Origin of the sequence: Streptomyces sp. NBC_01255 (genome assembly GCF_036226445.1) — a bacterium.
Lineage (GTDB): Bacteria > Actinomycetota > Actinomycetes > Streptomycetales > Streptomycetaceae > Streptomyces.
Genome location: NZ_CP108474.1, coordinates 5,195,193 through 5,220,417, shown reverse-complemented (window position 1 = coordinate 5,220,417; position 25,225 = coordinate 5,195,193). Strand labels below are relative to the sequence as shown.

General features: G+C 73.0%; 26 protein-coding genes. 7 read left to right on the top strand and 19 right to left on the bottom strand.

What is annotated here, in order from left to right:
* Nucleotides 1-198 precede the first annotated feature (198 nt).
* Together OG357_RS23705 and OG357_RS23700 are read right to left on the bottom strand one after the other, a co-directional pair.
* The gene (locus OG357_RS23705) at nt 199-1,284 is read right to left on the bottom strand and encodes a transglycosylase family protein (RefSeq protein WP_329623064.1); all 1,086 of its coding nucleotides are present in this window, start codon (nt 1,282-1,284) and stop codon (nt 199-201) included.
* A gap of 184 nt (nt 1,285-1,468) precedes the next feature.
* Nucleotides 1,469-2,794 (bottom strand): cytochrome P450 family protein, encoded by a 1,326-nt coding sequence (locus tag OG357_RS23700; RefSeq protein ID WP_443066719.1) that lies wholly within the window; start codon nt 2,792-2,794, stop codon nt 1,469-1,471.
* A gap of 52 nt (nt 2,795-2,846) precedes the next feature.
* Here OG357_RS23700 and OG357_RS23695 point away from each other — a divergent pair, with 52 nt between their 5' ends.
* A complete protein-coding gene (locus OG357_RS23695) occupies nt 2,847-4,058 on the top strand; it encodes a globin domain-containing protein (protein WP_329623062.1) in 1,212 nt (403 codons plus the stop codon).
* Between the two features lie 9 nt (nt 4,059-4,067).
* Here OG357_RS23695 and OG357_RS23690 read toward each other — a convergent pair whose 3' ends face one another.
* The 4 genes from OG357_RS23690 to OG357_RS23675 all read right to left on the bottom strand — a co-directional run bounded on the left by OG357_RS23690 (nt 4,068) and on the right by OG357_RS23675 (nt 7,067).
* Nucleotides 4,068-4,295, bottom strand: a complete 228-nt coding sequence (locus OG357_RS23690; RefSeq protein WP_329623061.1) for a hypothetical protein — start codon at nt 4,293-4,295, stop codon at nt 4,068-4,070.
* Nucleotides 4,292-5,251: a nucleoside triphosphate pyrophosphohydrolase gene (locus OG357_RS23685; RefSeq protein ID WP_329623060.1), complete on the bottom strand. Its 960-nt coding sequence runs from the start codon at nt 5,249-5,251 to the stop codon at nt 4,292-4,294. The genes OG357_RS23690 and OG357_RS23685 overlap by 4 nt, the downstream gene beginning before the upstream one ends.
* Nucleotides 5,252-5,334: 83 nt before the next feature.
* Nucleotides 5,335-5,991 carry a SurA N-terminal domain-containing protein gene (locus OG357_RS23680; RefSeq protein WP_329623059.1) on the bottom strand — a complete coding sequence of 219 codons (657 nt, stop codon included), beginning with the start codon at nt 5,989-5,991 and terminating at the stop codon, nt 5,335-5,337.
* A gap of 80 nt (nt 5,992-6,071) precedes the next feature.
* Nucleotides 6,072-7,067, bottom strand: a complete 996-nt coding sequence (locus OG357_RS23675) for a glycosyltransferase family 2 protein (RefSeq protein WP_329623058.1) — start codon at nt 7,065-7,067, stop codon at nt 6,072-6,074.
* A 126-nt stretch (nt 7,068-7,193) separates the two neighbouring features.
* On the opposite strand from OG357_RS23675, the gene OG357_RS23670 reads away from it, so the two are divergent.
* Together OG357_RS23670 and OG357_RS23665 are read left to right on the top strand one after the other, a co-directional pair.
* The gene (locus tag OG357_RS23670) at nt 7,194-9,533 is read left to right on the top strand and encodes a YfhO family protein (RefSeq protein ID WP_329623057.1); all 2,340 of its coding nucleotides are present in this window, start codon (nt 7,194-7,196) and stop codon (nt 9,531-9,533) included.
* 9 nt (nt 9,534-9,542) lie between these two features.
* Nucleotides 9,543-10,361, top strand: coding sequence for a tetratricopeptide repeat protein (locus OG357_RS23665; protein WP_329623056.1), 819 nt, complete (start codon nt 9,543-9,545; stop codon nt 10,359-10,361).
* Between the two features lie 104 nt (nt 10,362-10,465).
* Here the strand turns inward: OG357_RS23665 and OG357_RS23660 are convergent, their stop codons facing one another.
* The 4 genes from OG357_RS23660 to OG357_RS23645 form a co-directional block, all read right to left on the bottom strand.
* Nucleotides 10,466-10,972: a GNAT family N-acetyltransferase gene (locus tag OG357_RS23660; RefSeq protein WP_329623055.1), complete on the bottom strand. Its 507-nt coding sequence runs from the start codon at nt 10,970-10,972 to the stop codon at nt 10,466-10,468.
* Complete coding sequence (locus OG357_RS23655; RefSeq protein WP_329623054.1) at nt 10,969-11,697, bottom strand: DUF2625 domain-containing protein; 729 nt, start codon at nt 11,695-11,697, stop codon at nt 10,969-10,971. The genes OG357_RS23660 and OG357_RS23655 overlap by 4 nt, the downstream gene beginning before the upstream one ends.
* An 86-nt stretch (nt 11,698-11,783) precedes the next feature.
* The gene (locus OG357_RS23650; protein WP_329623053.1) at nt 11,784-12,179 is read right to left on the bottom strand and encodes a PPOX class F420-dependent oxidoreductase; all 396 of its coding nucleotides are present in this window, start codon (nt 12,177-12,179) and stop codon (nt 11,784-11,786) included.
* Nucleotides 12,180-12,337: 158 nt separating this feature from the next.
* Nucleotides 12,338-12,670: a hypothetical protein gene (locus OG357_RS23645; protein ID WP_329623052.1), complete on the bottom strand. Its 333-nt coding sequence runs from the start codon at nt 12,668-12,670 to the stop codon at nt 12,338-12,340.
* A gap of 102 nt (nt 12,671-12,772) precedes the next feature.
* Between OG357_RS23645 and OG357_RS23640 the strand changes: the two genes are divergently transcribed.
* Nucleotides 12,773-13,069: a DUF397 domain-containing protein gene (locus tag OG357_RS23640; RefSeq protein ID WP_329623051.1), complete on the top strand. Its 297-nt coding sequence runs from the start codon at nt 12,773-12,775 to the stop codon at nt 13,067-13,069.
* On the opposite strand, the gene OG357_RS23635 is transcribed toward OG357_RS23640, so the two are convergent.
* A complete protein-coding gene (locus OG357_RS23635) occupies nt 13,059-14,426 on the bottom strand; it encodes a choice-of-anchor A family protein (protein ID WP_329623050.1) in 1,368 nt (455 codons plus the stop codon). The two genes, OG357_RS23640 and OG357_RS23635, sit on opposite strands and share 11 nt — an antisense overlap.
* 92 nt (nt 14,427-14,518) lie before the next feature.
* Between OG357_RS23635 and OG357_RS23630 the strand changes: the two genes are divergently transcribed.
* The gene (locus OG357_RS23630) at nt 14,519-14,908 is read left to right on the top strand and encodes a hypothetical protein (protein ID WP_329623049.1); all 390 of its coding nucleotides are present in this window, start codon (nt 14,519-14,521) and stop codon (nt 14,906-14,908) included.
* A gap of 22 nt (nt 14,909-14,930) precedes the next feature.
* Here the strand turns inward: OG357_RS23630 and OG357_RS23625 are convergent, their stop codons facing one another.
* The 6 genes from OG357_RS23625 to OG357_RS23600 all read right to left on the bottom strand — a co-directional run bounded on the left by OG357_RS23625 (nt 14,931) and on the right by OG357_RS23600 (nt 21,827).
* Nucleotides 14,931-15,710, bottom strand: coding sequence for a helix-turn-helix domain-containing protein (locus OG357_RS23625; protein WP_329623048.1), 780 nt, complete (start codon nt 15,708-15,710; stop codon nt 14,931-14,933).
* Between the two features lie 499 nt (nt 15,711-16,209).
* The gene (locus OG357_RS23620; protein ID WP_329623047.1) at nt 16,210-16,605 is read right to left on the bottom strand and encodes a VOC family protein; all 396 of its coding nucleotides are present in this window, start codon (nt 16,603-16,605) and stop codon (nt 16,210-16,212) included.
* A 191-nt stretch (nt 16,606-16,796) separates the two neighbouring features.
* On the bottom strand, nt 16,797-17,204 hold the full coding sequence (locus OG357_RS23615; protein WP_329623046.1) for an LppU/SCO3897 family protein: 408 nt from the start codon (nt 17,202-17,204) through the stop codon (nt 16,797-16,799).
* Between the two features lie 154 nt (nt 17,205-17,358).
* Nucleotides 17,359-18,945: a serine/threonine-protein kinase gene (locus OG357_RS23610; protein WP_329623045.1), complete on the bottom strand. Its 1,587-nt coding sequence runs from the start codon at nt 18,943-18,945 to the stop codon at nt 17,359-17,361.
* The gene (locus tag OG357_RS23605) at nt 18,942-19,556 is read right to left on the bottom strand and encodes a hypothetical protein (protein ID WP_329623044.1); all 615 of its coding nucleotides are present in this window, start codon (nt 19,554-19,556) and stop codon (nt 18,942-18,944) included. Before OG357_RS23605 ends, OG357_RS23610 begins: the two co-directional genes overlap by 4 nt.
* Before the next feature lie 156 nt (nt 19,557-19,712).
* Nucleotides 19,713-21,827, bottom strand: coding sequence for an N-6 DNA methylase (locus OG357_RS23600; protein ID WP_329625675.1), 2,115 nt, complete (start codon nt 21,825-21,827; stop codon nt 19,713-19,715).
* A 243-nt stretch (nt 21,828-22,070) separates the two neighbouring features.
* Here OG357_RS23600 and OG357_RS23595 point away from each other — a divergent pair, with 243 nt between their 5' ends.
* Together OG357_RS23595 and OG357_RS23590 are read left to right on the top strand one after the other, a co-directional pair.
* Entirely contained in the window at nt 22,071-22,877 is an 807-nt protein-coding gene (locus tag OG357_RS23595; RefSeq protein WP_329623043.1) for a DUF4190 domain-containing protein, read from the top strand.
* Between the two features lie 89 nt (nt 22,878-22,966).
* Nucleotides 22,967-23,680, top strand: coding sequence for a hypothetical protein (locus tag OG357_RS23590; RefSeq protein ID WP_329623042.1), 714 nt, complete (start codon nt 22,967-22,969; stop codon nt 23,678-23,680).
* A gap of 7 nt (nt 23,681-23,687) precedes the next feature.
* Here OG357_RS23590 and OG357_RS23585 read toward each other — a convergent pair whose 3' ends face one another.
* Both OG357_RS23585 and OG357_RS23580 read right to left on the bottom strand, forming a co-directional pair.
* The gene (locus OG357_RS23585; protein ID WP_329623041.1) at nt 23,688-24,434 is read right to left on the bottom strand and encodes an N-acetyltransferase; all 747 of its coding nucleotides are present in this window, start codon (nt 24,432-24,434) and stop codon (nt 23,688-23,690) included.
* Nucleotides 24,435-24,494: 60 nt separating this feature from the next.
* On the bottom strand, nt 24,495-25,130 hold the full coding sequence (locus OG357_RS23580; RefSeq protein ID WP_329625674.1) for an HNH endonuclease family protein: 636 nt from the start codon (nt 25,128-25,130) through the stop codon (nt 24,495-24,497).
* Between the last annotated feature and the right edge of the window lie 95 nt (nt 25,131-25,225).

Here is a 25,225-nt window from a genome sequence, read left to right as displayed (position 1 = left end):
GAGCGGTTACGACCGTAGACACAGACCCACCGGAAGTTCAAAGAGGCGTATTGCGGAAATATCGCCCCTACTTGCCCTCCGGTGGGGGGCGTTTGCGCAGGTGGGAGGTGACGGGAGCAAAGTTCGCGGACGGGACACGCCAGTTGAGGCGAAGAGACCCATGTCTCACTTGCCCAGAACCGGACATAAGCTCCCGAACTACTCGGCCTTCGCTTCCGAACCGATCGTCAGGTCGAGGCTCTGACCAGGGACGATGAGGTCCGGATCGATGCCCACGGTCCCGCGGTTGGCGTCGTAGAGGGCGTTCCAGCCGCCGGGGAGTTCGTTCTCCTGTGCAATCTCGGACAGGTTGTCACCGGGCCGCACGGTGTACGCGCCCGAAGCGCCCTGACTGTCCGTTGTGTCCGAATTCTTCACCTCGTCAGCGACGGGCGTGCCGGCGGGGCTTTCCGCCAGCTTGTCCGTCGATGAAGCATGCTTTCCGGATTCGGCAGGAGTGTCCGTCTTGCCGGTTTCCTCCGGAGCTGCGTCGCCCCGGTGCTTGCCGGTGCCGGGCGTGGCCGACGAGGCGTCACCCTTCGGCGTCTCGGGCGATACGGGCGTCAGGGACGCGTCGGGCGCTGCCGGGGTGGTGGTCGAGGTGCCCGGCGCGGTCGGGCCGACCGGCGTGGCCGGCGTGGTCGCCGTGCCCGGGGCGGTCGGCGTGGCCGCCGTCGCCGGCGCGGTCGGGCTGACCGGCGCGGTGGGGCTGACAGGGGTGGCGGGCGCGGCGGGGGCCTTCGACGCGGTACGGGGCGACTCGGCGGCCTCGGTGGTCGCGGTGGCCTTGGCGGCCCTCTCCGCGGCGGTGGCCTTCTCGGCAGCGGCGGTCTCCGACGGGGTGACCGGGACGCCCGCGGTCCGGTTCGATTCCGCCACGGGCCCCGTGGGCGCCTTCGTGGCAGCGGCGGGGCCCGGGTTGACCCCGGTGACCTTGCCGTCGTTCGCCAGACCGGCGATGGGCGCGCAGGTGGCCCAGTCATTGCTGCCACCGGCGAGCGCCGTGTCGGCGATCGCGATCTGCTGGGCGCGGCTGGCCAGGTCGGGGCTGGGCGCGTAGGCGAGGCCGCCGTTCCGCTCCCAGCTGTCCTGGGTGAACTGGAGGCCGCCGTACATGCCGTTGCCGAAGTTGGCACTCCACTGGCCACCGGACTCGCACTCGGCGACCCGGTCCCAGGTCGCCGCGTCGGCGGCGGAGGCGGAGCCACTGGCGAGCAGCGGCAGCGCCAGAGCGGATCCGGTCACTCCCGCGGCGACGACGATGGCGGGGGCCTGACGGGGGCGACGGTGTCGTCCGTTCCCGGAGCGCATAGGGAGGCCTTTCGCGTGACGGCTGAGACTGCCGGGAAACGTAGCGGCATTCGAACGCTCGTCACAAGTCGATGGACCCCCGATCACGTGAAGATCACATTTCTGACGGTCCGTCAACTCACAGGAGGCGTACGGAAGGGGTGAAATCAACCGGAAGCGTGCGCAATCCCCGCATGATGAGCCCGCCGCGCCACCGCAGTTCGGCGGGATCGGCCGCAAGTCGCAGGTCGGGCAGGCGCGTCAGGAGCGTGGCCAGCGCGGCCTGTCCTTCCAGGCGGGCGAGCGGCGCCCCCAGGCAGTAGTGGATGCCGTGCCCGTACCCGAGGTGCTGGTTGTCGCGCCGGGAGAGGTCCAGCGTGTCCGGCTCCGCGAACCGCTCCGGGTCCCGGTTGGCGGCGGCGAGGACCACGAGCACCGGGTCGCCCGCCGGGATCTCCTGCCCGCCGACGGTCAGTGCCTGCGTCGCGTACCGCCAGGTCGCCATCTCCACCGGCCCGTCGTACCGCAGCAGCTCCTCGACGCCCGTCTCCAGGAGCCCCGTCTCCCCCGCCGCGACCGAGGCCTGGAGCCGCTCGCGCTGCTCGGGATGGCGGAGCAACTGGTAGACGCCGTTGCCGATGAGGTTCACGGTCGTCTCGAAGCCGGCGAAGAGGATGATGAAGGCCATGGCGGCGGCCTCGTTCTCGGTGAGGTGCTCGCCGTGGTCGGAGGCCCTGATGAGCCCCGAGATGAGGTCCTCGCCGGGCTCCTCGCGCTTGCGGTGGATCAGCTCCGCGAGGTAGCCGCGCATCTTCTTCACCGACCGGGCGACCCCGCCGCGCGGCCCGCCGCCGTGCCGGATCATCATCCCGGCCCAGTCCCGGAAGTCGTCCTGGTCCTCCGGGGGCACGCCGAGCAGGTCGCAGATCGCGTAGATGGGGAGCGGGAACGCGAACTCGTGGATGAGGTCGGCGCTCCCCTTCTCCACGAAGTCGTCCATGAGCCGGTCGGTCAGCTCCTGCACGCGCGGCGCGAACTCCGCGACCCGGCGCGGCGTGAAGGCCTTCGACACGAGCCGCCGCAGCCGGGTGTGGTCCGGCGGGTCGATGTTGAGCAGATGCGTCATCAGCTCGGCCTTGCGCTCGCCCGGGATGCCCGTCTTCCCCTTCGCGTGCGGGGACTCGTCATGGTGCGCCGGGTTCTTGGAGAGCCTCTGGTCGGCGAGGGCCTGCCGGGCGTCCGCGTACCGGGTGACGAGCCAGGCCTCGACCCCGCTGGGCAGTCTGGTGCGGTGCACGGGCGCGTGCTCCCGCAGCCAGGCGTAGGCGGGATAGGGATCGCTGGCGAACTCCCAGGTGAAGAGCTCGGGGGCGGGGCTGGTACTCACTCCCCGACCGTACAGGGAGGCCCCCGGGTCACCGGCGGGGCGCAGGCAGGGCACAGCCGGCGGGCAGGCGGGGCACATGTATGGAGAACCTGTGATCATGAGGTGCCGGATGTGCCCTAGATTCATGTCAGTGGATCCCCAGCTGATCAGAAGCACGTTCGCGATCGTCGAGAGACGGGCCGAGCACGCCGTCACCTTCTTCTACTCGCACCTCTTCTGGAACAACCCGGGAGTGCGCGAGCTCTTCCCCGAGGACATGGTCCCGCAGCGGGACCGGCTCTTCGCCGCGCTGACGCATGTGGTGACCCACCTGGAGGATCCCGCCCTCGCCGCCTATCTGGGGCACCTGGGCCGCGACCACCGCAAGTTCCTCGCCTCGCCCGCGCTGTACGCCGCCGTCGGCGAGAGCCTGATCGGCGCCTTCGCGCACGCCGCCGGCTCCGCGTGGACCATCGAGGCGGAGAAGGCCTGGACCGAGGCGTACGGGCTCGTGGTCGAGCTGATGCAGGCGGGCGCCGACGAGGCCGCCGGGGCCGGCGAGCCCGCCTGGTGGGACGCGGACGTCGTCCGCCACGAGCGGTACGGCGACAGCCTGGCCGTCCTGACCCTGCGGCCCCGGCAGCCCTTCCCCTATGTACCCGGCCAGTACGTCAGCGTCAGCTCGCTGCGCGTCCCGCGCGTCTGGCGCACCTACTCCGTCGCGAACGCGCCCCGCGACGACGGCACGCTCGACCTCCATGTGAGCCGGATCCCCGGCGGCGCGATGAGCACGGCGCTCGTCGGCGAGACCGGTCCCGGCGAGGTCCTGCGGCTCAGCGCCGCCGGCGGCGGCCTCACGGCACGGACGTCTTCGGGCGGACTCCGCACGTATATATGCGCGGGTACGGGCTGGGCGCCGGTGCGGGCCCTCCTGGAGGAGGCCACCGAGACGGAGCCGGGCCTTGAGGGCCGGCTGTTCGTCGTGGCCCGCGCGAAGGACCATCTGTACGGGCGCCCCGACGCGGAGTCCCTGAAGGAACGTCTCCCCGGACTGAACGTCACCTACATCACCGCGGCCCCCGGCCGCCGGCGCGACCAGGCGACCGAACGCCTCGTCCACGCGCTCCAGGCCTGCGAGCAGTGGCCCGCGCACGAGGTCTACCTCGCCGGGCCGCCCGGCTTCCTGACGGAGGTCACCGAGGTCCTGACGGAGCTCGGCACCGACCCGGACCGGATCCACCACGACACGCTGCCGGCGATCGGCCGTTTCTCGACCCGCCCGAGCACCGCCGCCGAACGCCTCCTCGGCCCGCCCCCACTCCACTGGCACGACCCCGAGGCCCGCGCCCCGCGCGAGTCCTGAGCCGGGGGTTCAGGCCCGGCGGAAGCGGGCGACGACGCGGGCGCGCCTGCGCAGGCGCCACACGGCCACCCGTACCAGCCCCGTGACGGCCCACAGCGCGAACAGTGCGCAGAGGACCCGTACCCACCAGGCCGAAGCGTCGTCCAGCGCCTTCGCCGTGCCGAACAGGGCGATCGGGATCATCTGGATCCACTGCCTGGCGGCGGCCGGCCGCCGGCGCTCCTTCGGCTCCGTCACAGCCCCTCCGCCGCGCGGATCGCGTCGCGGTACGCCCGGGCCGCCGCCCGCAGGGCCGCCTCCGGGTCCACGCCGGCCGCCTCCGCCCGTGCGACGAGGCCGAGCAGCTCGTACCCGATGCCCTCGCCCTCCGGCAGCGGCACGTCGAGCCCCGCCGTCCGCACGCGGCCCGCCAGTTTCGCGGCGAGCGCGAGCCCCGGCTGTCCGAGCGGCACGCCGTCGGTCACGGACTCCCGCTGCTTCTCGACGGCCTTGGTCCGCAGCCAGTGGGCCTTGACCTCTTCCGGGGTCTCGGCGGTCGCGTCCCCGAAGACGTGCGGGTGCCGGTGGATCAGCTTCTCGACGATCGTCCCGGCGACGTCGTCCACGGAGAACGGCTCCTCCGGGTCCTCCTCGGCGATCCGGGCATGGAAGACGACCTGGAGCAGGACGTCCCCGAGCTCCTCGCGGAGCTCCTCGTGGTCGCCCTCCTCGATCGCCTCGACGAGCTCGTACGCCTCCTCGATGCCGTACTTGGCGAGCGCCTTGTGCGTCTGCTGCGACGACCAGGGGCACTCGCGCCGGATCCGGTCCATGACCTGCACCAGGTCGAGCAGGCGGGAGCCGGGCAGGTCGTACGAGCCGGGGAGCAGCTCCAGGTCGGGCATGGAGACCCGGCCGGAGCCGGCGAGCCGGGCGAGCCCGTCGGTCAGGGCGCGGTCGCCCTCGCCGGAGGGCAGCAGCACGACCGTCCGGCCGCCGGCGCAGTCCTCGACGAGCTCCTGCGCGGTGGGCAGGACGTGCTCGACGGCGACCCCGGCCTCCGTCAGATACGGCAGCTGGGGGTGGCGCTCGTCGGGACAGAGCACCCGGTCCGCGCCGTGCAGGGCCTGCCACGCGGGCCAGGACAGCAGTCCGGGCGCCACGCGGTGGCTGGCGGTCAGCAGGACGATGCGGCCGGGGCTCTCAGATGTCACCCCTCGAACCTACCCGGACGGGGGCGGGGACCCGGACTCGGTCCCGGGGACCGGACATGGCCCCCGGCCCCGAGCTGCCTCGCTCAGGCTCCGGCCTGGGCCGCGCCCGGGTCCTGGCTGACCTGCCGCAGCCACGGCGCACCGTTGTAGCCGCCGTCGAGCTGGACCTGGGCGTCGTCCCAGGCGCCGAAGCGCGGGTTCACGTCGATGTCGAGGGACTTCGAGGCGGCGGTGAAGACGTCCGTCAGCTTCTGCTGGCCCTCGGGGGTCTCGGTGATCCCCAGCTTGGCGGCGATCTTGTTCATGAGGACGTTGCGGCGGACGACGTCGTCGATCTGGTCGGGCGCCACGCCCTGCTCCTGGAGCAGCGCGGCCGCGAGCCGGTCCTCGCCGCCGCTCTGGCGGACGAAGGCGGCGCGGGTCTGCTGGAGCTCGGCGCGGGTCGCGGTGACGCCGTTGTCGTCGGCGACCTTGTTCACGACCCGGTCGAAGATCAGGGCGTTGAGTTTGCGGCGGTTGAGGTCGCCGCTTGCCCCGAGCAGCTGGGCGGACTGCGGCGAGGCGGCCTGCGCGGCCCGCACGTCCTTGACCTGCGCCTGGAGGGTGGACACCTCGATCCGCTCGCCGCCGACGACGGCCGCCGCTCCTGGGTGGGCGTCGCTCCCGCAGGCGGTGAGCAACGGCGCCGCGAGGAGCGCGGCGGCGACGGAGAGAGCAATGCGGCGATCGCGGCGGTGCACAGGAGCCTCCCGGGCGGGTCGTGCGTCAGTTGAACGACCTTGCGGTGATCGATGGTAGGGAGTCGCCGGGGCCGTAGCCACTACTTCGGAGCGACTGTTTCCCACAACGAGTCACCGGACCGCCGGGTGTCGGCCCGCAACTCCCTCTCCTCCTGACCCGTCTCCGTCTCCTGCACCAGGTAATGGGGGCGTCGTTTCACCTCGTAGTAGATGCGGCCGACGTACTCGCCGATGAGTCCGACCATCACCATCTGGACGCCGGCGAGCGCGGTGACGGCGACGAGGAGCGTGACGTAGCCGGGCGTGTCGACGCCGTTGGCGAGGGCGTCGACGACGATCCAGGCGGCGTAGGCGCAGGCGAGGGAGACGAGGAGCAGGCCGAGGTAGACGGCGGCCCGCAGGGGCTTGTTGTTGAAGGAGAGGAGTCCGTCGAGCCCGTAGTTGAGGAGCTTGCCGAAGGTCCACTTGGACCGGCCCTCCTCGCGCACGGCGTTCTCGTAGGAGAACGTCGTGGTGCGGAAGCCGACCCAGGCGAAGAGGCCCTTGGAGAAGCGGTTGTACTCGCCGAGGCCGAGGAGGGCGTCGACGGTACGGCGGGACAGCAGCCGGAAGTCGCCGACGCCGTCGACGAGCTCGACGTCCACGAGCCGGTTGATCGCCCGGTAGTAGAGGCGGGCGGTCAGGGTCCGGGTGACCCGGTCGCCCTCGCGGGTGCGGCGGGCGACGACCTGGTCGTACCCCTCGGCGTGCAGGGCGACCATGCGGTGCACGAGCTCGGGCGGGTGCTGGAGGTCGGCGTCCATGATGACGACGGCGTCCCCGACGGCGTGCCGGAGCCCGGCGAGCATCGCGGCCTCCTTGCCGAAGTTGCGGCTGAAGGAGACGTAGCGGACGCGGCCGGGGTCGGCGGCGGCGAGCTCCTGGAGGAGCGGCAGGGTCCGGTCCCGGCTCCCGTCGTCCACGTAGACCAGTTCGAACTCCCCGTCGAGACGGGAGAATTCCTCGGTCACGCGGGCATGGAAGCGGGTGAGGACGTCGTCCTCGTTGAAGCACGGGACCACGATCGAGAGCAGCACGCGGACCACGACAACGGAGCCCGGTGACCCGGCCGGTCCGCGCGGATGACGGGCAGGCGACCATCGCGTGAACTGGCCTGCCGGGCCGGGCCTTTCCCGCGCGGTCGCTGGCATATTCGACCCGTCATGCCGAACACCGCCCACACTGCTTCGAACACCAGGCGCTCGTCCCTGCTGGCCGCCCTGCTCGCCACGGTCGCCGTCTGCGCCGGGGACGCCGTCGCCCGCGTCTTCCCCTTCGGGCCGCGCCACCGGGCCGTCAACGACCTCGCGAACCAGTTCGTGCCGTTCCACGCGCACCTCTGGGACCTGCTGCACGGGCGCGCGGACGGCGGGCTGTTGCTCGACTGGCGGGCGGGCTGGGGCACGAGCTTCCTCCCCGACTACGGCACCTACCTGTCGAGCCCCTTCGCCCCGCTGGTGGCGCTCCTGCCCCGCGCGGACATCGAGTACGCGGTGTACGGGATCACCGTCCTGAAGACGGCGGTCGCGGCGGCCGCGATGACGTTCCTGCTGCGCCGCCTCGGCCCGGGCCCGCGCACCGGCGCGTGGTGGTGGGCGGCGGTCCTGGGCGCCGCGTACGCGCTGTGCGGCTGGTCGCTCGCGGAGGGCACGTACAACCCGATGTGGCTGGACGGCCTGATCGCCTTCCCGCTGCTCTGCCTGGTCGGCGAGTGGGTACGGGAGGGCCGCAGGCCGCTCCTGGGGCCGCTGGTGGTGGCGGTCTGCTGGCTGGCGAACTTCTACACGGCGTACATGGCGACGCTCGGCGCCGCCCTCGTCCTCCTGGTCCGGCTGGCGACGACGGACGCCTTCCGCGTACGGACCCTGGTCCGGGCGGTGGCGACGACGGCGCTCGGCATCGGCCTCGCGGCCCCCGTCCTCGTCCCCGTCTTCCTCGGCTCCCGCCACGCCCACCCCGGCATGGTCAGGGAGTTCGGCCCGGCGGCCGGTACGGACGTCCTCGCCCGGCTGCTCCCGGCGACGTACAGCTTCGCCACCCCGGCCGCCTTCGTCTGCACGGCGGTGCCGCTGCTCGCGGGGACGCTGCTCTTCCGCCGGGACGTCCCGGGCCGTGAGCGATGGCTGTGGCCGGCCCTGTGCGCGGCCGTCGCGCTCTCGATGCAGTGGGGCCCGACCCACCTCCTCTGGCATGTCTTCGCCACCCCGAACGGCAGCCCGTACCGCCAGACCTTCGTCCTCTCCGGCATCCTCGTCCTCGCCGCCTGGACGGCCGTCTCCCACGGCCTCCCGGACCGCCGGGCGCTGCTCGGCGGCGCGGGCGTGGTCGTGGTCCTCGTGGCGGGCGCGCTGCCGAGCGAGGTCGTCACGCGCTGGGCGCTGCTCCTGGCGGGCGCGGGCCTGGCGGCGGTGGCGGGCGCGCTGCTCCTCCCCCGCCGGGGCCGGTACGGGATCCTCGCCGCGCTCCTCGTCACAGGGACGCTGCTCGGCCAGGCAGCGGCGACGACGGCGTACGCGGACCGCGAGCGACTGACCCGCCTCGACGACTACCCCCCGCTGGGTCCGGAGGAGGAGCGGCGGGCGGCGGCCCTGGCGGCGGCCGACGGCTGGCCCGCGTACCGCACGGACACGGGCCTCCCCCGGTTCGCCGGGAACGATCCCCTCCTCCTGGGCGGTCAGGGCGCCGCGTACTACAGCAGCCACACCCCGGCGGTCCTCACGGCGACGCTGACGGCGCTCGGCGGCGGCTGGACCTCGCGGGGCCGGAACCTGCTGAGCCTGGACAACCCGGTGACGGACGCGGTGTTCGGGGTGGGGGCGCGGTGGCGGGACGGCGCCGTGGCCCGCACGGACACGTACCTCCCGCTCGTGACGGTACGCCCGCCGGGCCCGCCCCCGGTCTACGGCCCGTCCCCCTTCCGCAACCAGGAACTCCTGCTGGGCGCCCGGGTGTACGAGGCTCCGCGCGCGGGCGCCTGCCGGGTCGGCACCGAGGTCTTCCTCTGGGCCCCCGACGCGACGGGCCGGGCCCGCCTGGGCGCGAGCACGGCCGGCCTCCTGGGCGGCCGGCCGAAACGCAGCGCGGCCATGACGTCGCTGGGCGTCCAGCGGACGGCGGGCACGAAGGTGGAGGTCCCGGCCGGCGGCAGGCCCGAGATCGGCTGCCTGGACCACGCGCGTCTACGGGCGGCGGTGAACTCCCTCCGCACGAGGGCGGCCACGGCGATCAGCCCCACACCGGACGGCATCACCGCGACCGTCCCCGCGGGCCCGGGCACCGTGGTCATGGCGGCCCCCCGCATCGCGGGCTGGCAGTGCGCCGGGGGAGCCCGGACGACGTCGTACGGCGGCCTGCTCTCCTTCCCGGCACCGGCGTCCGGAACCATCGACTGCACGTTCCGCCCACCAGGCCTGCGGGCTGGCCTCGCGGCCGGAGCGGCGGCACTGGCGGCACTGCTGCTCTGGCGCCTGACCGCCCTCAGGCGTTCCCGGCCCCGGCCTTAAGGTCGTCGCATGCATCTGGACGAGGGACGGAAGGCCGCCGAGGCCGGGGAGTGGGTGGCGGCCGGGCACGCGTTCGTGCGGGCCGCCATGGACGGCAGCGCGGAGGGCGCCGAGCTGGCGACGCAGGTGACCGTCGGCCTCGTACCGCTGGCGGACGCGGGGTCGGCGGAGGCCGCCGCGCTGCTGGCCGGGATCTACCTGGAGTACTTCGACGAGTCGGCCCTGCCCGACGCCGTGCGGTACGCCCGCGCGGCGGCCGGGGCAGGGCACCCGGCCGGGCAGCGCACCTACGGGTACATGCTGCTCGAAGGGATAGGCGTCGACGAGGACCACGACCGTGCCGCGGGCCTGTTCAGGTCGGCCGCCGACGCCGGGGACGCCTACGCCTGCCTGAACCTCGCCCAGCTCGTCGACGACCCCGACGAGTCCCGGCGCCTCCTGGAGGCGGCCACCCGGGAGGGCATCGACATCGCCGGCGCCCTGCTCGCCGACCGCCTCTCGGAGCTGGACCGCGACGAGGAGGCGCTGACCTGGTACCTCTGGGCGGCCGAGCGCGGCCACACGGGCGCGATGCACGCCGCCGCCTGCTGGTACCGCGACGGCTTCGGCACCGACCCGGACCCCGTGCAGGCGGTGCGCTGGTTCTTCACGATGCTCGCGCACGGCGAGGGCGACGGCGTCCACGAGGCGATCGAACTGGCGAAGTCCGGCGCCCTGGACGCCGACCAGGTCCGCGAGGCGGGCCGCCTGGCGGGCGACCCCGCCACGGCGGACGCCCTGATCGCCACGGTGTGGGGCGGCGGGTCGGACATCAGAACCACGGCCTGACCACGGCCCGGCCCCGGCCTGACCACGGCTTGTCCACGGCCCGGAACACGCCGAGTCACGCCTGACCGGCACCGGCCCCGGCCCCGGTCTCGGCCCCGGAGAGATCAATCAGGAAGGTCGAGGCGCCAGCGGATCTCCCCGTCCTCCCACTCCTCCGTCGGCGCGAGCCCGGCCGCGCGGGCAACGGCGGCGGAGGCCGTGTGGTCGGGGTGGACGTGCGCGAGCACCGTCCGTACGCCCTGGTCGGCGAGCAGTGCCACGAGTCCCCGGGCCGCCTCGCGGGCGATCCCCCGTCCCTGCCAGTCCGTGCCGACGACCCACGCGATCTCCGCGACCCGCCCTCCGTCGGTGACCGTCGCCTGTACGGTCCCGGCGAGCCGGCCCTCGTCGCGCAGCCGCACGACCCAGTTGCACCAGACCACCGCGGGGTCCGGCGACCCGGCGGCCAGCCGCTCGTACCGGGCGCGCAGTTCGGGCGCGGTCAGCGGGGCGCCCCCGATGAACACGTGCAGAGCCGGGTCCGCCAGGACATCGGCCATCTCCTCCGCGTGCGCGACGGCGAGCGGCAGAAGGTCGAGCCGCTCGGTGCTCGGCACGACCGTGCCGCTCACAGCGCCCCGAGGAATCCGGGGTCCGCCTCGTCGAACTGCACGCTCGTCTCCCGCTCGAAGTCCAGGAGTTCCGCCATCGCCACGATGCCGCGGCTCGTCGCCGCCAGGTCCTGGTGCGCCTCGGCGGACCACAGCGGCGGATAGAGGGTGAGCCCCCGGTCCCCGTCCAGGTCACGGACCTCGTCGCGCCAGCCGGGCCAGCGGAGACCCTCGTAGAACTCCTCCGTGCCTCCGGCGAGCATCCACGACAGCCAGGCCCCGTAGCCGGCGCCCAGCGCGTCCCACCGGAGCGAGTCCGGCGCGAAGTAGACCATTTCCCCGGGCTGTCCCGGCAGCCCGACCTGGTCCGCGGGTCCGCCCTGGACGACGAACACCCCACCCAGGACGTCATGGGCCACGACGAGCCCGGCCTGGGGCCGCCAGTCGGGGACGGTCACGGGCGGGTAGTTGTTGACCTTCGCGAGAGCGGGCAGCCGCCGGGAGTCGTCGGCGGCCGCACTGCCGTACACCCGTAGCCAGCCGTCGTCGACGAACGCCCCGCCGCTGTGCAGCACGAACGCGCCCAGGAACGACCGCGCGGTCACCTGCGTCTGCACCAGCGTGGCGGCGGCGCGCCCCGCGTCGGCGTCCAGCACCTCGACGGGCACGGCCGCGCCTCGCAACTCCTCGCCGAGGACCGGCCACGCCGGGTCCTCGACCTCGATCAGCTCACTCAGTTCACGCACCGGAGCATGCTCGCACGCACGCGGGCGAGCAGCCGCCGGGACGTAGCGCCGACCCGCGGTCTCGTTGCGCCCGCGGAGGGAGCAGGTCAGACGGAGAAGCCGGTGACCTTCTGCGGCGTCACGCGGACGACGAGCCGGAGCACCTCGGCCGGCTCGGCCGGCGGGTCCTCGCCGAGGTACTTCCGGGAGAGCTCGAGCGGCAGCGACTTCTCCGGGTCCTCTATGAGCTCGGCGGTGCCGCGGATGTCCACGGACCGGTACGGGTTCTCGGTGTCGAAGACGGTGAGGCTGATCCGCGGGTCCCGGGCGAGGTTGCGCGCCTTCTGGCGTCCCGCCGTGGTGGAGAACAGCACCGCGTCCCCGTCCCGCGCGATCCAGACCACGGAGGTCTGCGGCCCGCCGTCCCGGTTCAGGGTCGCGACGGTGGCGAAGTTCCGCCCGTCCAGCAGCTTGCGCGTCTCCTCGTTGAATATGACTGACACAGCCTCACCCTTCTGTCGACCAGCATGAGTTCGCTCTGTGCGCAGAACAGCGACGAGGGCCGGTTCCTTCCCGTCACCGGCCAGGCAGGCCGGCGGGGCGAGGGGAGGGACAGAGGCGATTGCCCTGCCCATGCCACCTCGCGCCCGCCGTTCTCGACCTAGCTGCCGGCCCCCTTCTTTGCGTCCTTGGCCGCGACGACTGCGCCGGTGCCCGCCGCCTGCGCCGTGCTGGTCTCGCCCAGGAGGCCGTCCGCCAGGTTCTCGACCAGGCCGAGTCCCCCCTTGGGCTTGCCGGTCAGGCCGGTGCCGAGGAGGTCCCTCACGTCTTGGACCAGGGTCCCCACTACCGCGTCGCCGCTCTTCGTGGCGTCGGCGGCGACGGCGCTGACCTTGACTTGCGGGCTGTCGGCGGCGTGAGCGGCGCCGACGAGGCCGAGGGGAACCGTGGCGACGGCGAGGACCGTGACCATGCGGAGGGTGATGCTCTTCATGTTCATATCCGGCCAACGATCCGTACAGGATTCCGGCTACACGCGAGATCCCCTGCCACCCGATCAGCACAACCCGAGGCCCTCAGGGTGGTCCTGCGCGAGATGAGGGCGGGGTCCGCCTGCCACTCCCGGCCACCCCCGACGGGCCGCAGCATCACGTACGGCCCGGCCTCCCCCCGGAACTCCCCCACGACGCGCGCCACCTGGTCGAGCAACGTCACGTGGCGCAAGAGCTCCTACAGCAACCAGGATGGCGGGCAGTGCCTCGAAGTCGTCGACGACCTCCCCCTCGTCCCCGTCCGTGACAGCAAGGTCCCGGCCGGGCCCGCGCTCCTCTTCGAGGCCGGCGCCTGGGCGTCCTTCGTCGACGGGTTCAAGGGCGGGCAGCTCAGCGCCTGAAGCGGCGGACCAGCAGGAGGCCGGCCACCGTGCTCAGTACGGCGAGGGCGGCCGCCGCATAGGTGCGGGCACTCGTGCCGCTGTCGGCGAGATCGCCGTCGGGGCCGGGGCGGCCCGGTGAGGCGCTGGGGGTGCTCGGCGTACTCGGGGTGCTCGGGGTCTCTGTCGAGGGCTCCGGTTCCGGCTCGGTCGGGGTCGGGGTCGGCTCCGTGGGCGTCGGCGTCGGGGTGGGCGTCGGTTCGTCTCCGCAGTTAAGGTTCGTCGCGAACGGGGCGTAGTGGATCTCGCCCGCGTTCACCGGGGCCCGTAGCTCCCGCTGGATTCCCCTGCGCGGGGACTTCGCCCGGCTGTTGACCTCCAGAGGTCCCGCCGTCAGGGAGCGGACGATGACGTCGCCCTCGATGTTCGCCGGGTCGAGGTCCGTCAGGTGGGCGCGGGGTGCGTAGATCGTTCCCTCGATCGAGTCGCCGGTGGCGATCGTGACCGCCGTCGCGTCGGCGAAATTCCACAGGATGTACGGGGCGTCCTCGCCGCTGACCCCGGCGAGGTTGGGGACGTCCCAGGTGAACACGGAGCCCGTGGCCGTCGTGTCCACGTCGATGACCAGCGGGCCCGTCGCCGTCGGGCGGTTGAGGAAGGTCAGCTCCGAGAGCCCGTTCAGCTCGGCGCCTGTCAGGCGCAGGACGTTGGTGCGGGTGGCGTCGAGGGTGATGCGGCCGGGGTCGGCGATCTCGACGGTGTTCGCGCAGGTCGCCAGCGCGTCCGCGCGGTCCCGGTACGTCGCGAAGAGTGACGTGAAGTCCATCAGGCCCGGTGCCGGAGCCACGGAGGACGCGGGCTGCTCGTTGGTGAGCTCGATGCGGGGCGTCGCGTCGTGGCCCGCGCCCGCCGCCGTGACCTGTGTCTTGACCGTGGCTCCGTTGGCGTCCTTCGTCACGACCTCGCTTCCCTTCGCGTCGCCGATCTTCACGTAACCGTCGGCGAGGACCTTCAGCACGCCCACCGGGCTGCTGTCCGCGTAGTCGATCCGGCCGCCGACCAGGAGCGCGGTGGGGCGGGCGTCGCCGGGGACGGTGAACGTTCCGGCGGTGTGGAGGGAGACGTTGTACCCGGCGCCGTAGGCCAGATCGCCGCCGACGGCGACAGGGCCCTCGGACTCCGTACTGCCGAGGAGGGCGTGCTTCTCGGTGACGACGCCGAAGCCGTTGTTCCCGGCGACGGGGTTGCCCACGGTCACGGCCGCGGCGGCCGCCCGGGGCTCCACCGCCCCCGCCGGGAGGGCCAGCGAGGCCACGGCGCAGGCGGCGGCGCAGGCGGTGAGCCCGAGGGACTTCGTCGGCTGGGTCGGCTTCGTCATACGGAGACGGTCCTGCCGCCCCTCCCCCGCGTACGTGCTGACACGCCCGGCTCCCCGCTCCGGAACACCTGGACGGCTGTAGCATCCGGCGGGTGATCAGTCAGGGGTGGCGGGCGGCGATCGGTGCCGTGGGCGCGGTCGCGTTCTGTTGGGGTGTGGCGGGCGCGGTCCATCTGGGGTTCGAGCGGACCGGCAGCAACGGGAGGGGCGCGAACTACTACGGCCTGCCCGAGGGCGGCGGGTGGTACGAGCTCGGCCTGCTCGCCGGGCTCATCGTGTCGATCTACTCCGTGCCCGGGCTGCTGCGCCGCGAAGCCTGGTGGCCCTCCATGAGCCTGAGCCTGGGCGCCGGGGTGGGCGTCGTCGCCGTACTGACGCTGGGGCAGGAGCCGAGGTACTGGGTCGCTGCCGCGCTCATGGGGGCGGTCGGGATCGCGGCGCCGCTCGTGAACCGGTTCCGGGGCCGTCACCACCCCGTGTGACGTCCGGCGCGGGCCGCGTGAGTCAGGCCGCGTGCTCCCTGGCCAGCGCGACGCAGTCGGGGCACTGACCCGGTTGCGGGGCGCGGAAGGCCGTTTCGTCGCAGGTCACGCAGAACTGGATCGGGTGCGGCGCGGCCGCTCGCGGCCGTGCGGGCACGGGTGGCGGCAGGAGCGTGGTCAGACGGTGGGCGAGCAGGCCCGCCGGGCGCTGGAGGGTCGCCGGGAGGGCCGCCGTCAACGTACGGGTGACCGCCTCCGGGGTGGCTCCCCGGGCGAACCAGGCGTCCACGGCCGGGGCCAGTCTCTCGACGTCCCGTACCGAGAGCAGGAGTCGGGGGTCCTCGACGCGCAGGCCCGCGAGCAGCTCGGCGGCCGGGCCGTGCGGGAGCCGCGTGGCTTCGGCACGTACGAGGTCGGGCGCGGGCGCGGGGGCGGGGGCGGGCGCGGGCGCGGGGGCGACCTTGGGCCCTGGCTCTGGGCGACAGCCGGGGTCCGGGGCAGGATCCGGGACCAAGTCCCTTGATGCTCCTGGGTTGTTGTACGAGTACGTCTCCGTCGTGATCCGGCCGTTGGGGAGCCGCACGTGGACCCGCTTCAGGTAGCCGGCGGCCTCCAGTTCGCGGAGGGCCCCGGCGATGCGGATCTCCCCCTCCGGGAAGCGCTCGGCCAGCGCTTTCACCGTGATGGAGGTTCCGGTGGGCAGCGACTGGATGTGCACGGCCAGGCCGATCGCGATCAGCGAGAGGCCCTCGTGCTGGGCGAGATGGTTGCCGACGACCACGTAGCTGGTCGTGTGGGGCACGTTGACGTGGATGACGCCCCTGCGAGAAGCGGGCGCGCTAGGGTGCTGGGTATCCATCGGGAAGGTTCTGCTTCCTCGTTGGTCAGGCCCTCGATCGGGATTGCGAGTCCCGGCCGGGGGCCGAACTGTTTTCAGTTGGGGTCGGCGTGAGCATATGCCAGGCAACCACCCTGGAATCCAGTCCAGTTGGCAGAGTTCGCTCGTGTGGGTGACGACCCCCCTCAGGGTGACCGCCGGGGGATGGGAAGGGTGGGGTTGGTATTTGCCCTGGGTACTCAAGGGACGTCGTGAGCGACCGCGTCGCGGGTCCCCACGGGCCGGTCGCTGGGCCTCGTCAAGCTGCTGCAGAAGCGGTTCGACCTCTTCGAGGAGCTGCGCAACGGCTCGCCCACCAGCGGATGGTCCGCCAACCCCGACCCGGCCTCTGAGCCCATACGCAAAGGGGCCGGGTCGCGGAATCCCGCGACCCGGCCCTTTCGCATACCCGCCGGTCCGTCCGCTACCGCTTGTACGGCGTGGTCATGATCTCCATGTTGTGGCCGTCCGGGTCGTCGAAATACGCGCCCCGGCCGCCGAAGAGGCCGTTCACCTTGCCCGGTTCGGTGTGTCCGGGGTCGGCGTAGTACGTCACGCCGGCCGCCTCCAGACGGTCGATCATCGCGTCGAAGCGACCCTCGGGGACGAGGAAGGCGTAGTGCTGCGGCTGGATCGGCTTGTCCTTCCACTCGTAGTAGTCGAGGGTCACGCCGTTGGAGAGGTCGACGGGGAGGAACGGGCCGAAGGGGGCGCCGACCTCCAGTCCGAGGATGTCCGCGAGGAAATGGGCGGAGAGGGAGCGGTCGTAGGAGCAGACGATGGTGTGGTTCAGCTGGATCGCGTCAGAAGGATGGGACATCCGACCGACGGTAGTCGCGGCCCGCGAGCAGACCAAGGGAGATATACGGGGACACGCGGTTTTCGGCCACGCTTGACGATATGCAGGTAACCGCCTGCGGCTCCGCCACCCCCGCCCACCACGCCTGAGACGTACGAAAGGGCCGGAACCCCCGTGAGGTTCCGGCCCTTCTCCGTACGCGTGTCCGCGCGTTACTTCGCGGCGACCTCTTCGAGGCAGAGCACGAACTTGATCGTCTCCAGCTGCTGCGCGAGGGCCGAGAGGTCCTCCCCGCACTTGTTCACGTCGAAGGTGTCCTCGACGACCTTGACGACCTTGAACGTGTCGGCCTTGCCGGCCGCGCAGTCGACCGTGTCGACCTTCGGGTCGTTGTCGGGACCCGTCACCGTGACGCACTCGCCGGCCTCGGCGTGCACCGGGGCCTCGCCCGTGAGGTACGGGACGCCGAACTTCCAGGCCAGGACGGCCACGATCGCGACCAGGACGGCGCCGACCTTCTTGAGGATCTTCTTCCCCTTCGAAGGCGCCTGGGGGGCCTCGGGGGCGCCGAAGGCGGCGGGCTGCTGCTCGGGGGTGAGGGGCGCGGACGGCGTCGTCATGAGGATTCCTTGCTGGGCGCGGACATGATCAGACGCGAACGTTACATGCGCCAAAACGCGCAAAAAGGACCCGGAAGATCCACTTCCCGATCAGATGCCGAGTCGTGATTCTGGCGTGCCGTCAGAGGCCTGACCGTTACGCGCCGACAGTCCGTCAGGAGCCGGGCCCCAGCTGCCGCTGACGGTCCAGCGCCCTGCGCAAGTCCACCGGAAGCGGGTGATACGGGCCGTACGCGCGCTCCGCGTCGAACAACAGCCGCTGGAGCTCCGCCTGTCCGGCCGCGTGCTCCCCGGTCGCCAGGTGCAGCAGACCCAGCCGGTGCCGGATGTCGAAGGCCCGCGCCGGGTCGGCGGCCTGCTCGTAGAACGGCAGGACGGCGCGGAACTCCGCGAGCGCGGCCGCCGTCTCGCCCAACTGCTCCAGGCACACCGCCGCGTCGTACCGGAACTGGAGCGTCTGCGGGTCCGCCGGGCCCGCCTCCGCCGCACGGTCCTCCGCGAGGCGGCGCAGCTCCGGCAGCGCGCGCCGGTACTGGCCGTCGTCCATCAGCGTCGACGCGTACTGCTTGCGCAGGATGCGGACGACCGGCGAACGCTCGCCGTGCTCGGCCGCGGCGGCGGGCAGGATGCCGCCGAGGATGTCCACGGCCTGCGTCAGCGAGCCCTCCCCGAGCAGCCGCTTGACCTCGTCGACGGCCGCGGCGACGTCCGGCCTGGGGGGCTGCGGCGTCCCGTACGTCCGGGGGTCGACCGGTGGCGGCGGAGACGCCGGCTGTGCGGGTACGGGCGCCCGTGCGGGTACGGGCGGCGTGGCCGCGACCGGCGTCGCGCTCCGGTCCGGCCACGGCGCGTGCGGGCGCAGGAACGGGCGGGTCGGGTCCATCGGGCCCGCCGGGGCGCCGCGCGCGGGCAGCAGCGGGAGCAGGTGCTCGTACACCTCCTGCGCGCCCGACGGCCGGTCGCGCGGGTCCTTCGCGAGGAGCCGCAGCACGAGCGCTTCGAGCACCTCGGGGACCTCGGGGCGCAGTTGGCGGATCGGGCGCGGCGGCTCGTACAGGTGGCGGTGCAGCACGCCGAGCGCGGTCGAACCGGAGAACGGCACGTCCCCGCTGAGGAGTTCGTGGAGGACGACACCGAGCGCGTACACGTCGGTGTACGGGCCGACGGCGCCGCCCATGGCCTGCTCGGGCGCCATGTACGCCGGGCTGCCGATGGGCGAACCGGTGTGGGTGAGGCGGGTGGTGTCCGAGTCGAGGACGGAGGCGACGCCCAGGTCGAGGACGGTGACCGTGCCGTCCGGGCGGACCATCACGTTCCGCGGCTTGAGGTCGCGGTGCACGATCGGCACCGCGTGGACGGCGGCGAGGACCGCGCACAGCTGCGCGGCGACGCAGACGGCCCACTCCCAGGGGTACGGGTCGTTCTCCGCCAGGTGGTCGGCGAGGTCCGCGCCCTCCACGTACTGCATGACGAGGTACAGGTCCTCGCCGTCGCTGCCCGCGTCGTGCACGGTGACCAGGCCCGGGTGGTCGACCTGCGCCGTGACCCGGCACTCGCGCACGAAGCGGCGGCGCAGCTCGTCGGCGGCGGTCGCGGGCCCGGCGATGCCGGCGGGGTGCAGCAGCTTCACCGCGACCCGGCGGTCGAGCCGCCCGTCGTACGCCGTCCAGACCTGGCCCATGCCGCCCTGGCCGATGACGGTGGCGAGCTCGTAACGCCCGCCGATGACGCGTCCGTTCACCGGTGGCCTTCGCCTTCCCGTCCGTCCCGTCCGTCCTTGCGCAGCAGATCGCTCAGTTCGTCCAGCTCGGCGCGGACCTGGTCGATGCGGGGCACGGTGGGGGGCTGGTGGGGCTGGACGGGCTGGGCCGGGGGCGGCGGGGCGCAGATGTACGGGGCCGGGGCGCCGCTCGGCGTCGTCGTGACGGCGGAGCCGTCGGGCCCGTACGCGTAGCCAAGCGGCCGGAACGGGGGCGGCACGGCCGCCGGCAGAGCGCGGCGGCGGTCGTAGTGCCGGATCTCCCCCACCAGGTAGTAGGCGACGGAACCGGCCCCCAGGGCCAGGATCGTGCCGACCCCGATGACCGCCTCCAGGTCGGAGGCCTCCTTCTCGCCCGTGACGCCCATGTACACGAAGAGCGCGGTGGCCGCGAGGAAGGCCAGACCGAAGAACACCCAGTCCCGCACCTTCTGCGTCAGGATCGCGAGACGCAGCATCGGCGCCCAGGCCAGGAAGCCGCAACTGAGCAGCGGGAGCGCGACGAAGAGAACGCGCAGCGCGATCAGGCCACCGGAGGCGGGGCCGGGCGGCGACTGCGGCGACGGCCGCGGGGCCTGCGGGGGGCCGTACATCGGCTGCTGCTCCTGCTCGAACGGATCGGATCGGGTCGAGGACGAGCGTATACACCGTCACCGACAACGGTTCCGGGTTGTCCAGAACCGTTGTCGAACAGACTCAGAGCGCGACGGTGGCCGCGCCGGTCCGGATCAGGCCCGCGACGGTCCCGATCAGGGCGCGACCGTGCCGTCCGCCAGGCCGTCGTACAGGCCCTGGACGAGTTGTTCGCCGAGCCGGGAGGCCTGTCGCAGGGTCTCCTCGAACTCCGCGAGGGCTCGGAACCGCTCGCCGTACCGCCGCTGTTCGGCCAGGGGCAGGCGGGGCAGCTGGAGGCGGCGCACGTCGAGCCGGGTCGCGGTGGACGCGTAACTGCTGGCCTGCCGGGTGTTGGCGGTGGCCCGGAGGAATCCGGCCAGGAACCACGGGTCGAGGGTCGCCGGGTCGGGGCGGAGCAGTTGGAGGTTGCGGCCGAGGGCGGCGCCCTCGGCCGGGGCCCCGACGACGCGGACGGCCGCGCCGCCGCCGAGGACCGGGACGACGACGTCGCCGACGGCGAGGAGGACCGGGTCCTCGGGCGGGCCGTCGGGGAGCGTGCCGGTGGGCGGCTGGGCGGCGAGGACGTCGTGGTCGGTGAGGACGGCGACGGGGGCGCCGGCGGGGGCCGTGCCCGTGCCGCCCGCGTACAGCTCCAGAGCGCCGGCGCGCGCGAGTTCGCCGACGGTGGTCGTGCCGGCCGTGGCCGTGAGCCGGCCCGCCGCACCGCCGCCCGCCGTGGCCGGGTCGGTCACGGGCGGCGGGGTCAGCTCGCGGGTCCGGTGCAGGGTCGCGGCGAGCCGCTCGCGGACCAGGGCGAGTTGGGTCACGCCCTCGGCGGCGGCCGGGGGCGGGAGGTGGCGGGCGGGGGCGAGGTCGACGTCGTCGTCGAGGAGCTCGATGACGGGGACGCCTCGGCTCTCGCCGGGGGTCGCGGCGACGGTCCCGTCCCGGTCGAAGGCCGTCCAGGCGTCCAGTACGGTCGAGTGGACGGCCGGCCAGTCGAGCCGGTCCCTGCTGTCCCTGCCGTCCCTGCCCTGGCCGTCCCGGCCCTGGCCCGTGTGCTCGGACGCGGTGTCGACGAGGAGCAGTTCGGCGGGGGGCCGCTCGCCGGGGACGGGCTTGCGCAGGACCCAGAGGTGGAGCGGGATGCCGTACGGGGGCGCGGCGCCGGCCGGGAGGGCGACGACCGCGCGGAGGGCGCCCCGGCGGAGCAGGTCGGCGCGGATCCGGCGGCCGGAGCGGCGGGAGGCGGCGGCCGGCGGCATGAGGAGGACGGCGGTGCCGCCGGGGCGGAGGCGGGCCAGGGCGTGCTGCACCCAGGCGAGTTCGGACTCCGTACGGGCCGGGAAGCCGTACTCCCAGCGCGGGTCGTAGGCCAGTTCGTCATGGCCCCAGTTGCGTTCGTTGAACGGCGGGTGGCAGAGGACGGCGTCGGCGGCGAGCGCCGGGAACGCGTCGGCGCGGAGGCTGTCGCCGGAGCGGACGCGGATGTCGGCGTCGGTGGAGAGGGCCAGGCGGAGGGCGGTGAGCGCGGCGAGGTCGTGGTCGGCGTCCTGGCCGCAGACCGCGCCGGGCCACTCGACCGCGCTGAGCAGGCCGCCGGTGCCGGAGGCGGGGTCGAGGACGGTGAGCGGGGTGCCGGTGCCGTCGGGGGCGGGGGGCTCCGTGCGGCCGGTCGCGAGGGCCGCCATCAGGGAGGCGGGGCCGGGCGGGGTCAGCGTGTACTGCCGGGGGTTGGCGTCGAGGTGCCGGCCGAGCAGGAACTCGAAGGTCTGACGGACACCGCCCGTCTCCGCCGCGAGCTCGGCGACCCCGCGCAGGAGGGCGACGGAGGCGGACAGCGCGGCGGCGGTGGGGGTGAGGACGGGCCGCTCGGGGCCGAGGCGCTCGGTGAGCGTCTCCTCCAGCGCGACGGGGAGCACGCCCGTGAGCCGCTCGTCCGGGAGCGCGGCGAGCGCCGGCCAGGCCGCCGACCTGTCCCGTACGAGAAGGAGGGCGCAGCCCGCGTGGACGAGGGCGGTGACGGCGCCGGCGGGGTGGCCCGCGATCTGCTGCCAGACGCGCTCGCGCAGCGGGACCTCGGCCAGCTTGCCCTGGTCGCGGAGCCACCGCTCGACCTCGGCGAGCGAGAAGGAAGGGCTGGCCTCCGTGCCGCCCACGGGCTTGGGGAAGTCGGGGTGGCGGCGGCGCCAGTTGCTGACGGCGGCCCTGCCGACCCCCGCGAGCCGGGCGATCCCGGCGGCGGTCACTTCTGCGGAGCCCGCGTCCGTCGCGCCCGCGTCTCCTGCGCTCTCCTCTGGCACCTGACTCATCTCCCTGACTCGCCCGCGTCCACGTCCTCGTGTGACATCGATCTTACTGCTGGACGCACACGGCACCACTTCACAGCGTGAGCAGACTTCTTTTCCGTGAACCGTGTTGACTCGGTTCACAAGCTCTGCTGTGATTGACCCATCGCTTCAGACAGCTTCTCTGTCCGGGAGGACACACTCATGTCGTACGACACCCAGGTCCCGCCCGCCGCCCCGCAGCAGGCCATGCGCAACGGCCTCGGCACCGCGGCCCTGATCCTCGGCATCATCGGCGCGGTCTCCGGCCTGATCCCGCTGCTCTTCTGGCTGGCCGGCACGCTCGGCGTCATCGCCCTGATCCTGGGCCTGGTCGGCAAGGGCCGCGTGAAGCGCGGCGAGGCGAACAACAAGGGTGTGACGCTCACCGGCGCGATCCTCGGCCTCGTGTCCCTGATCCTCGCGACGGTCGGCCTGGTCATCACGGTCACGGCGGTCAGCGACGCGGTGGAGGAGATCGACAAGACCATCAAGGACGCGGCCCCGCAGGATCCGACGAAGGCCGGGGGCTCGTCGGGCGACGCCGGGACGTCGGACAAGGGGACGGCGGACAAGGGGAAGGGCCTGGCGGACGGCGACTCGTCGGTCTACGACGACAAGCTGAAGATCACGGTCTCGGACCCGAAGGCGTACACGGCGAGCGAGTACGCGGTGGGCCACACCAAGGGCAACAAGGCCTACCAGGTCACGGTCGTCGTCGAGAACGGCGGCACGAAGAAGTTCGACGCGGTCGGCGTCCTGCTGAGCGCGCGGGCCGGTGCGGAGGGCGTCGAGGCGGAGCAGATCTTCGACGAGAAGGTCGGCGCGGGCTTCCAGGGCTCCGTCCTGCCCGGCAAGAAGGCCACGCTCACCGTCGCCTTCGACGCCCCGAAGGCCGCCAAGACCCTGACCGTCGAGGTCAACCCCGGCTTCGACTACAACCCCTCGCAGTGGGAGCTGAAGCTCGGCTGACCGGGCTCAGCCCATCACCACGCACCACCAGGACCGGGGGCCCCACGGGGCCCCTTCCCCCGTTCCCCCCCTTCGGCGACACTGCCACGATGCACGCCTTACTCCGCCGCCACCCCGTCACCGCCGCCTTCCTCTGCGGGGCCTTCACCCTCTCCGCCACCGCGTGCGACCGGCACGTCGACGACCCGGCCAAGTCCGAGATCCTCGGCAAGGCGATCGAGGCGACGGAGTCGGCGGAGTCCGCGTCCACACACTCCGCCGGGTTCTCGTTGGCGGTGCCGATGAAGAGCCGCACCTCCCGCGACAGTCGGGGGAACTGCACCGCGACGCTGACCTACGGCACGTCGGACACGGTCGACGTCATCAAGGTCGACAAGGACGTGTACGTGCGCCGCAGCGAGACGCACCTGCGCGGGGAGGAGAGGGACCGGACCCCGGAGGACCTGGACGCCCTGATCGACAAGCTCAGGGGCCGCTGGACGAAGTCGCCCGCCGAAGGCCCCGACGCCCCGGACGAGCTGACGCTCTGCGGCCCGGTGCGCTTCCACTCCACTCTGGAGCAGGGCTGGGACGACGACCCCGCGAAGGGGGAGCCCACCACCGTCGACGGGCGGAAGGCGCTGAAGCTGGTGAGGCCGGGCAACGAAAGCGAGACGACCGTCTACGTCGCCACGGAGGGCCCGCCGTACATCCTGAAGATCGTCACGAAGGGCGGCGACGTGCCGGGGACCACCACCTACGACTACGACAGGCCGGTCGAGGCGAAGGCCCCGCCGGCCGAGGACGTCGTCGTAGCGGACTGATCTGTCGTCAGAGGATGTGGCGGACCCACACGTTGGGCTCGACGTAGACCGCGTAGCCGCGCGAGGCCTCGCAGTGCACCGGGACGAGGGCCTTGTCGACCTCGACCGGGCCGTCCGTGTCGAACGGCAGGCCGGTCCACGTGCGCCACTGCTCGACGGAGCCGCCGATCGTCATCGACGCCGGGGCCACCGCCTCGACGACACCGCCCGCGCGGACGTGGACGCGCAGCCACGGGTCGACGGGCAGGCCGTCGGACTCGCGGGTGCGGAAGGCGTACTCGTGGATGGAGGACTCGTGCTCCAGGTGCTTGCCGTTGGGGCGCACCGGGGCGACGAGCTCCGAGAAGCCGAGCCGCTTCACGTTCTCCCGCATGGCGGCGAGCATCCGGTGCGAGACGCCGTTGCCCAGGGCGCTCGTGTCGACCGTGATCTCGATCGCGCTGACGGTGTCGGCCTCACGGCCGGCCCGCAGGTCCGAGAAGGCCCAGAGCAGCACCTCGTCCCAGCCCCGGGGCGGCAGCGCGCGGCGGCCGTCGACGTCCATCCGGAAGGGGACGCTGAAGCCGCGGGCGACGACCTTGCCCTCGTCGTTCGTGGCGACGAGGACGTACTCCGGCAGCTCGCGCACGATCCGGCCGATGTTCGCCCAGCCGACCGGGTCGTACATCATGAACTCGGGCCAGAGGTCGAGCATGCTCCACATCGGCCCTTCCAGCTCGGGACGGGCGGCGAGGGTCGATATGTTCAGGTCCATGCGGGCAGGATAAAGATCATCTTCGGGGAGAGGAAGCGATTTTCCCGAGAGGCAAGCCCGCTACGGCAGCTTCTGCTGCGGGCAGCCCTTGAGGACCCGCTTCATCGCGTCCCGCTCGGCGCCGGTCACCCACACTCCGTACTTCTTCTTCACGGCGACCTGCCGGGCCACGTACGTGCAGCGGTACGCCTTGTTCGGCGGGAGCCAGGTCGCGGCGTCGCCGTCGGACTTGCGCCGGTTCGTCGACGAGTCGACGGCGAGGAGGTTGAGGGGGTCGTTGGCGAAGCGGCGGCGGGTGTCCTTGTCCCACTTCCCGGCACCCTTCTGCCAGGCGTCGGAGAGCGCCACGACGTGGTCGATGTCGACCTTGCTGCGGCCCCGGACGTACTCGACGGTGGTCCCGGTGTACGGGTCGTCGGTGAGGGTCCCGGAGGCGACCTTGCAGCGGCCGTCCGTGAGGCGGACGCCGGTCAGGTCGCGCCGGAGTATGTCGTCGCGGGTGCCGCAGCCGTTGCCGTCGACGTCCGCCCAGGCCCGGCCGAACTTCTCCCGCTCGTAACCGGTCTTCGGGGCCCGGCCCTTGACGGTGAGGGCGTCCACGGCGGCGAGCGCGGAGCCGCGCGCGGCGGGCTTGCCGCCCGAGCCGCCCTCGGCAGAAGGGGTGTCGGAGGCGGGCGTGCAGGCGGTGGCCGCCATCAGGGTGGCGGCGGCGAGCGCGGTCGCGGTCAGGGTCTTCCGATACGTCAGCACCCTGGAATCCTAGGCGCCCCGGAATCCCGGACTTGGGCTGA

Excerpts from the sequence above, each read along its gene's own strand:
- OG357_RS23635 (WP_329623050.1), bottom strand. The coding sequence starts at position 14,426 with ATGACGAAGCCGACCCAGCCGACGAAGTCCCTCGGGCTCACCGCCTGC.
- OG357_RS23590 (WP_329623042.1), top strand. The coding sequence starts at position 22,967 with ATGCACGCCTTACTCCGCCGCCACCCCGTCACCGCCGCCTTCCTCTGC.
- OG357_RS23665 (WP_329623056.1), top strand. The coding sequence starts at position 9,543 with ATGCATCTGGACGAGGGACGGAAGGCCGCCGAGGCCGGGGAGTGGGTG.
- OG357_RS23640 (WP_329623051.1), top strand. The coding sequence starts at position 12,773 with ATGAGGGCGGGGTCCGCCTGCCACTCCCGGCCACCCCCGACGGGCCGC.
- OG357_RS23580 (WP_329625674.1), bottom strand. The coding sequence starts at position 25,130 with ATGGCGGCCACCGCCTGCACGCCCGCCTCCGACACCCCTTCTGCCGAG.
- OG357_RS23620 (WP_329623047.1), bottom strand. The coding sequence starts at position 16,605 with ATGTCCCATCCTTCTGACGCGATCCAGCTGAACCACACCATCGTCTGC.
- OG357_RS23700 (WP_443066719.1), bottom strand. The coding sequence starts at position 2,794 with ATGTGCCCCGCCTGCCCGCCGGCTGTGCCCTGCCTGCGCCCCGCCGGT.
- OG357_RS23605 (WP_329623044.1), bottom strand. The coding sequence starts at position 19,556 with ATGTACGGCCCCCCGCAGGCCCCGCGGCCGTCGCCGCAGTCGCCGCCC.
- OG357_RS23645 (WP_329623052.1), bottom strand. The coding sequence starts at position 12,670 with ATGAAGAGCATCACCCTCCGCATGGTCACGGTCCTCGCCGTCGCCACG.
- OG357_RS23585 (WP_329623041.1), bottom strand. The coding sequence starts at position 24,434 with ATGGACCTGAACATATCGACCCTCGCCGCCCGTCCCGAGCTGGAAGGG.
- OG357_RS23615 (WP_329623046.1), bottom strand. The coding sequence starts at position 17,204 with ATGACGACGCCGTCCGCGCCCCTCACCCCCGAGCAGCAGCCCGCCGCC.
- OG357_RS23670 (WP_329623057.1), top strand. The coding sequence starts at position 7,194 with ATGCCGAACACCGCCCACACTGCTTCGAACACCAGGCGCTCGTCCCTG.
- OG357_RS23595 (WP_329623043.1), top strand. The coding sequence starts at position 22,071 with ATGTCGTACGACACCCAGGTCCCGCCCGCCGCCCCGCAGCAGGCCATG.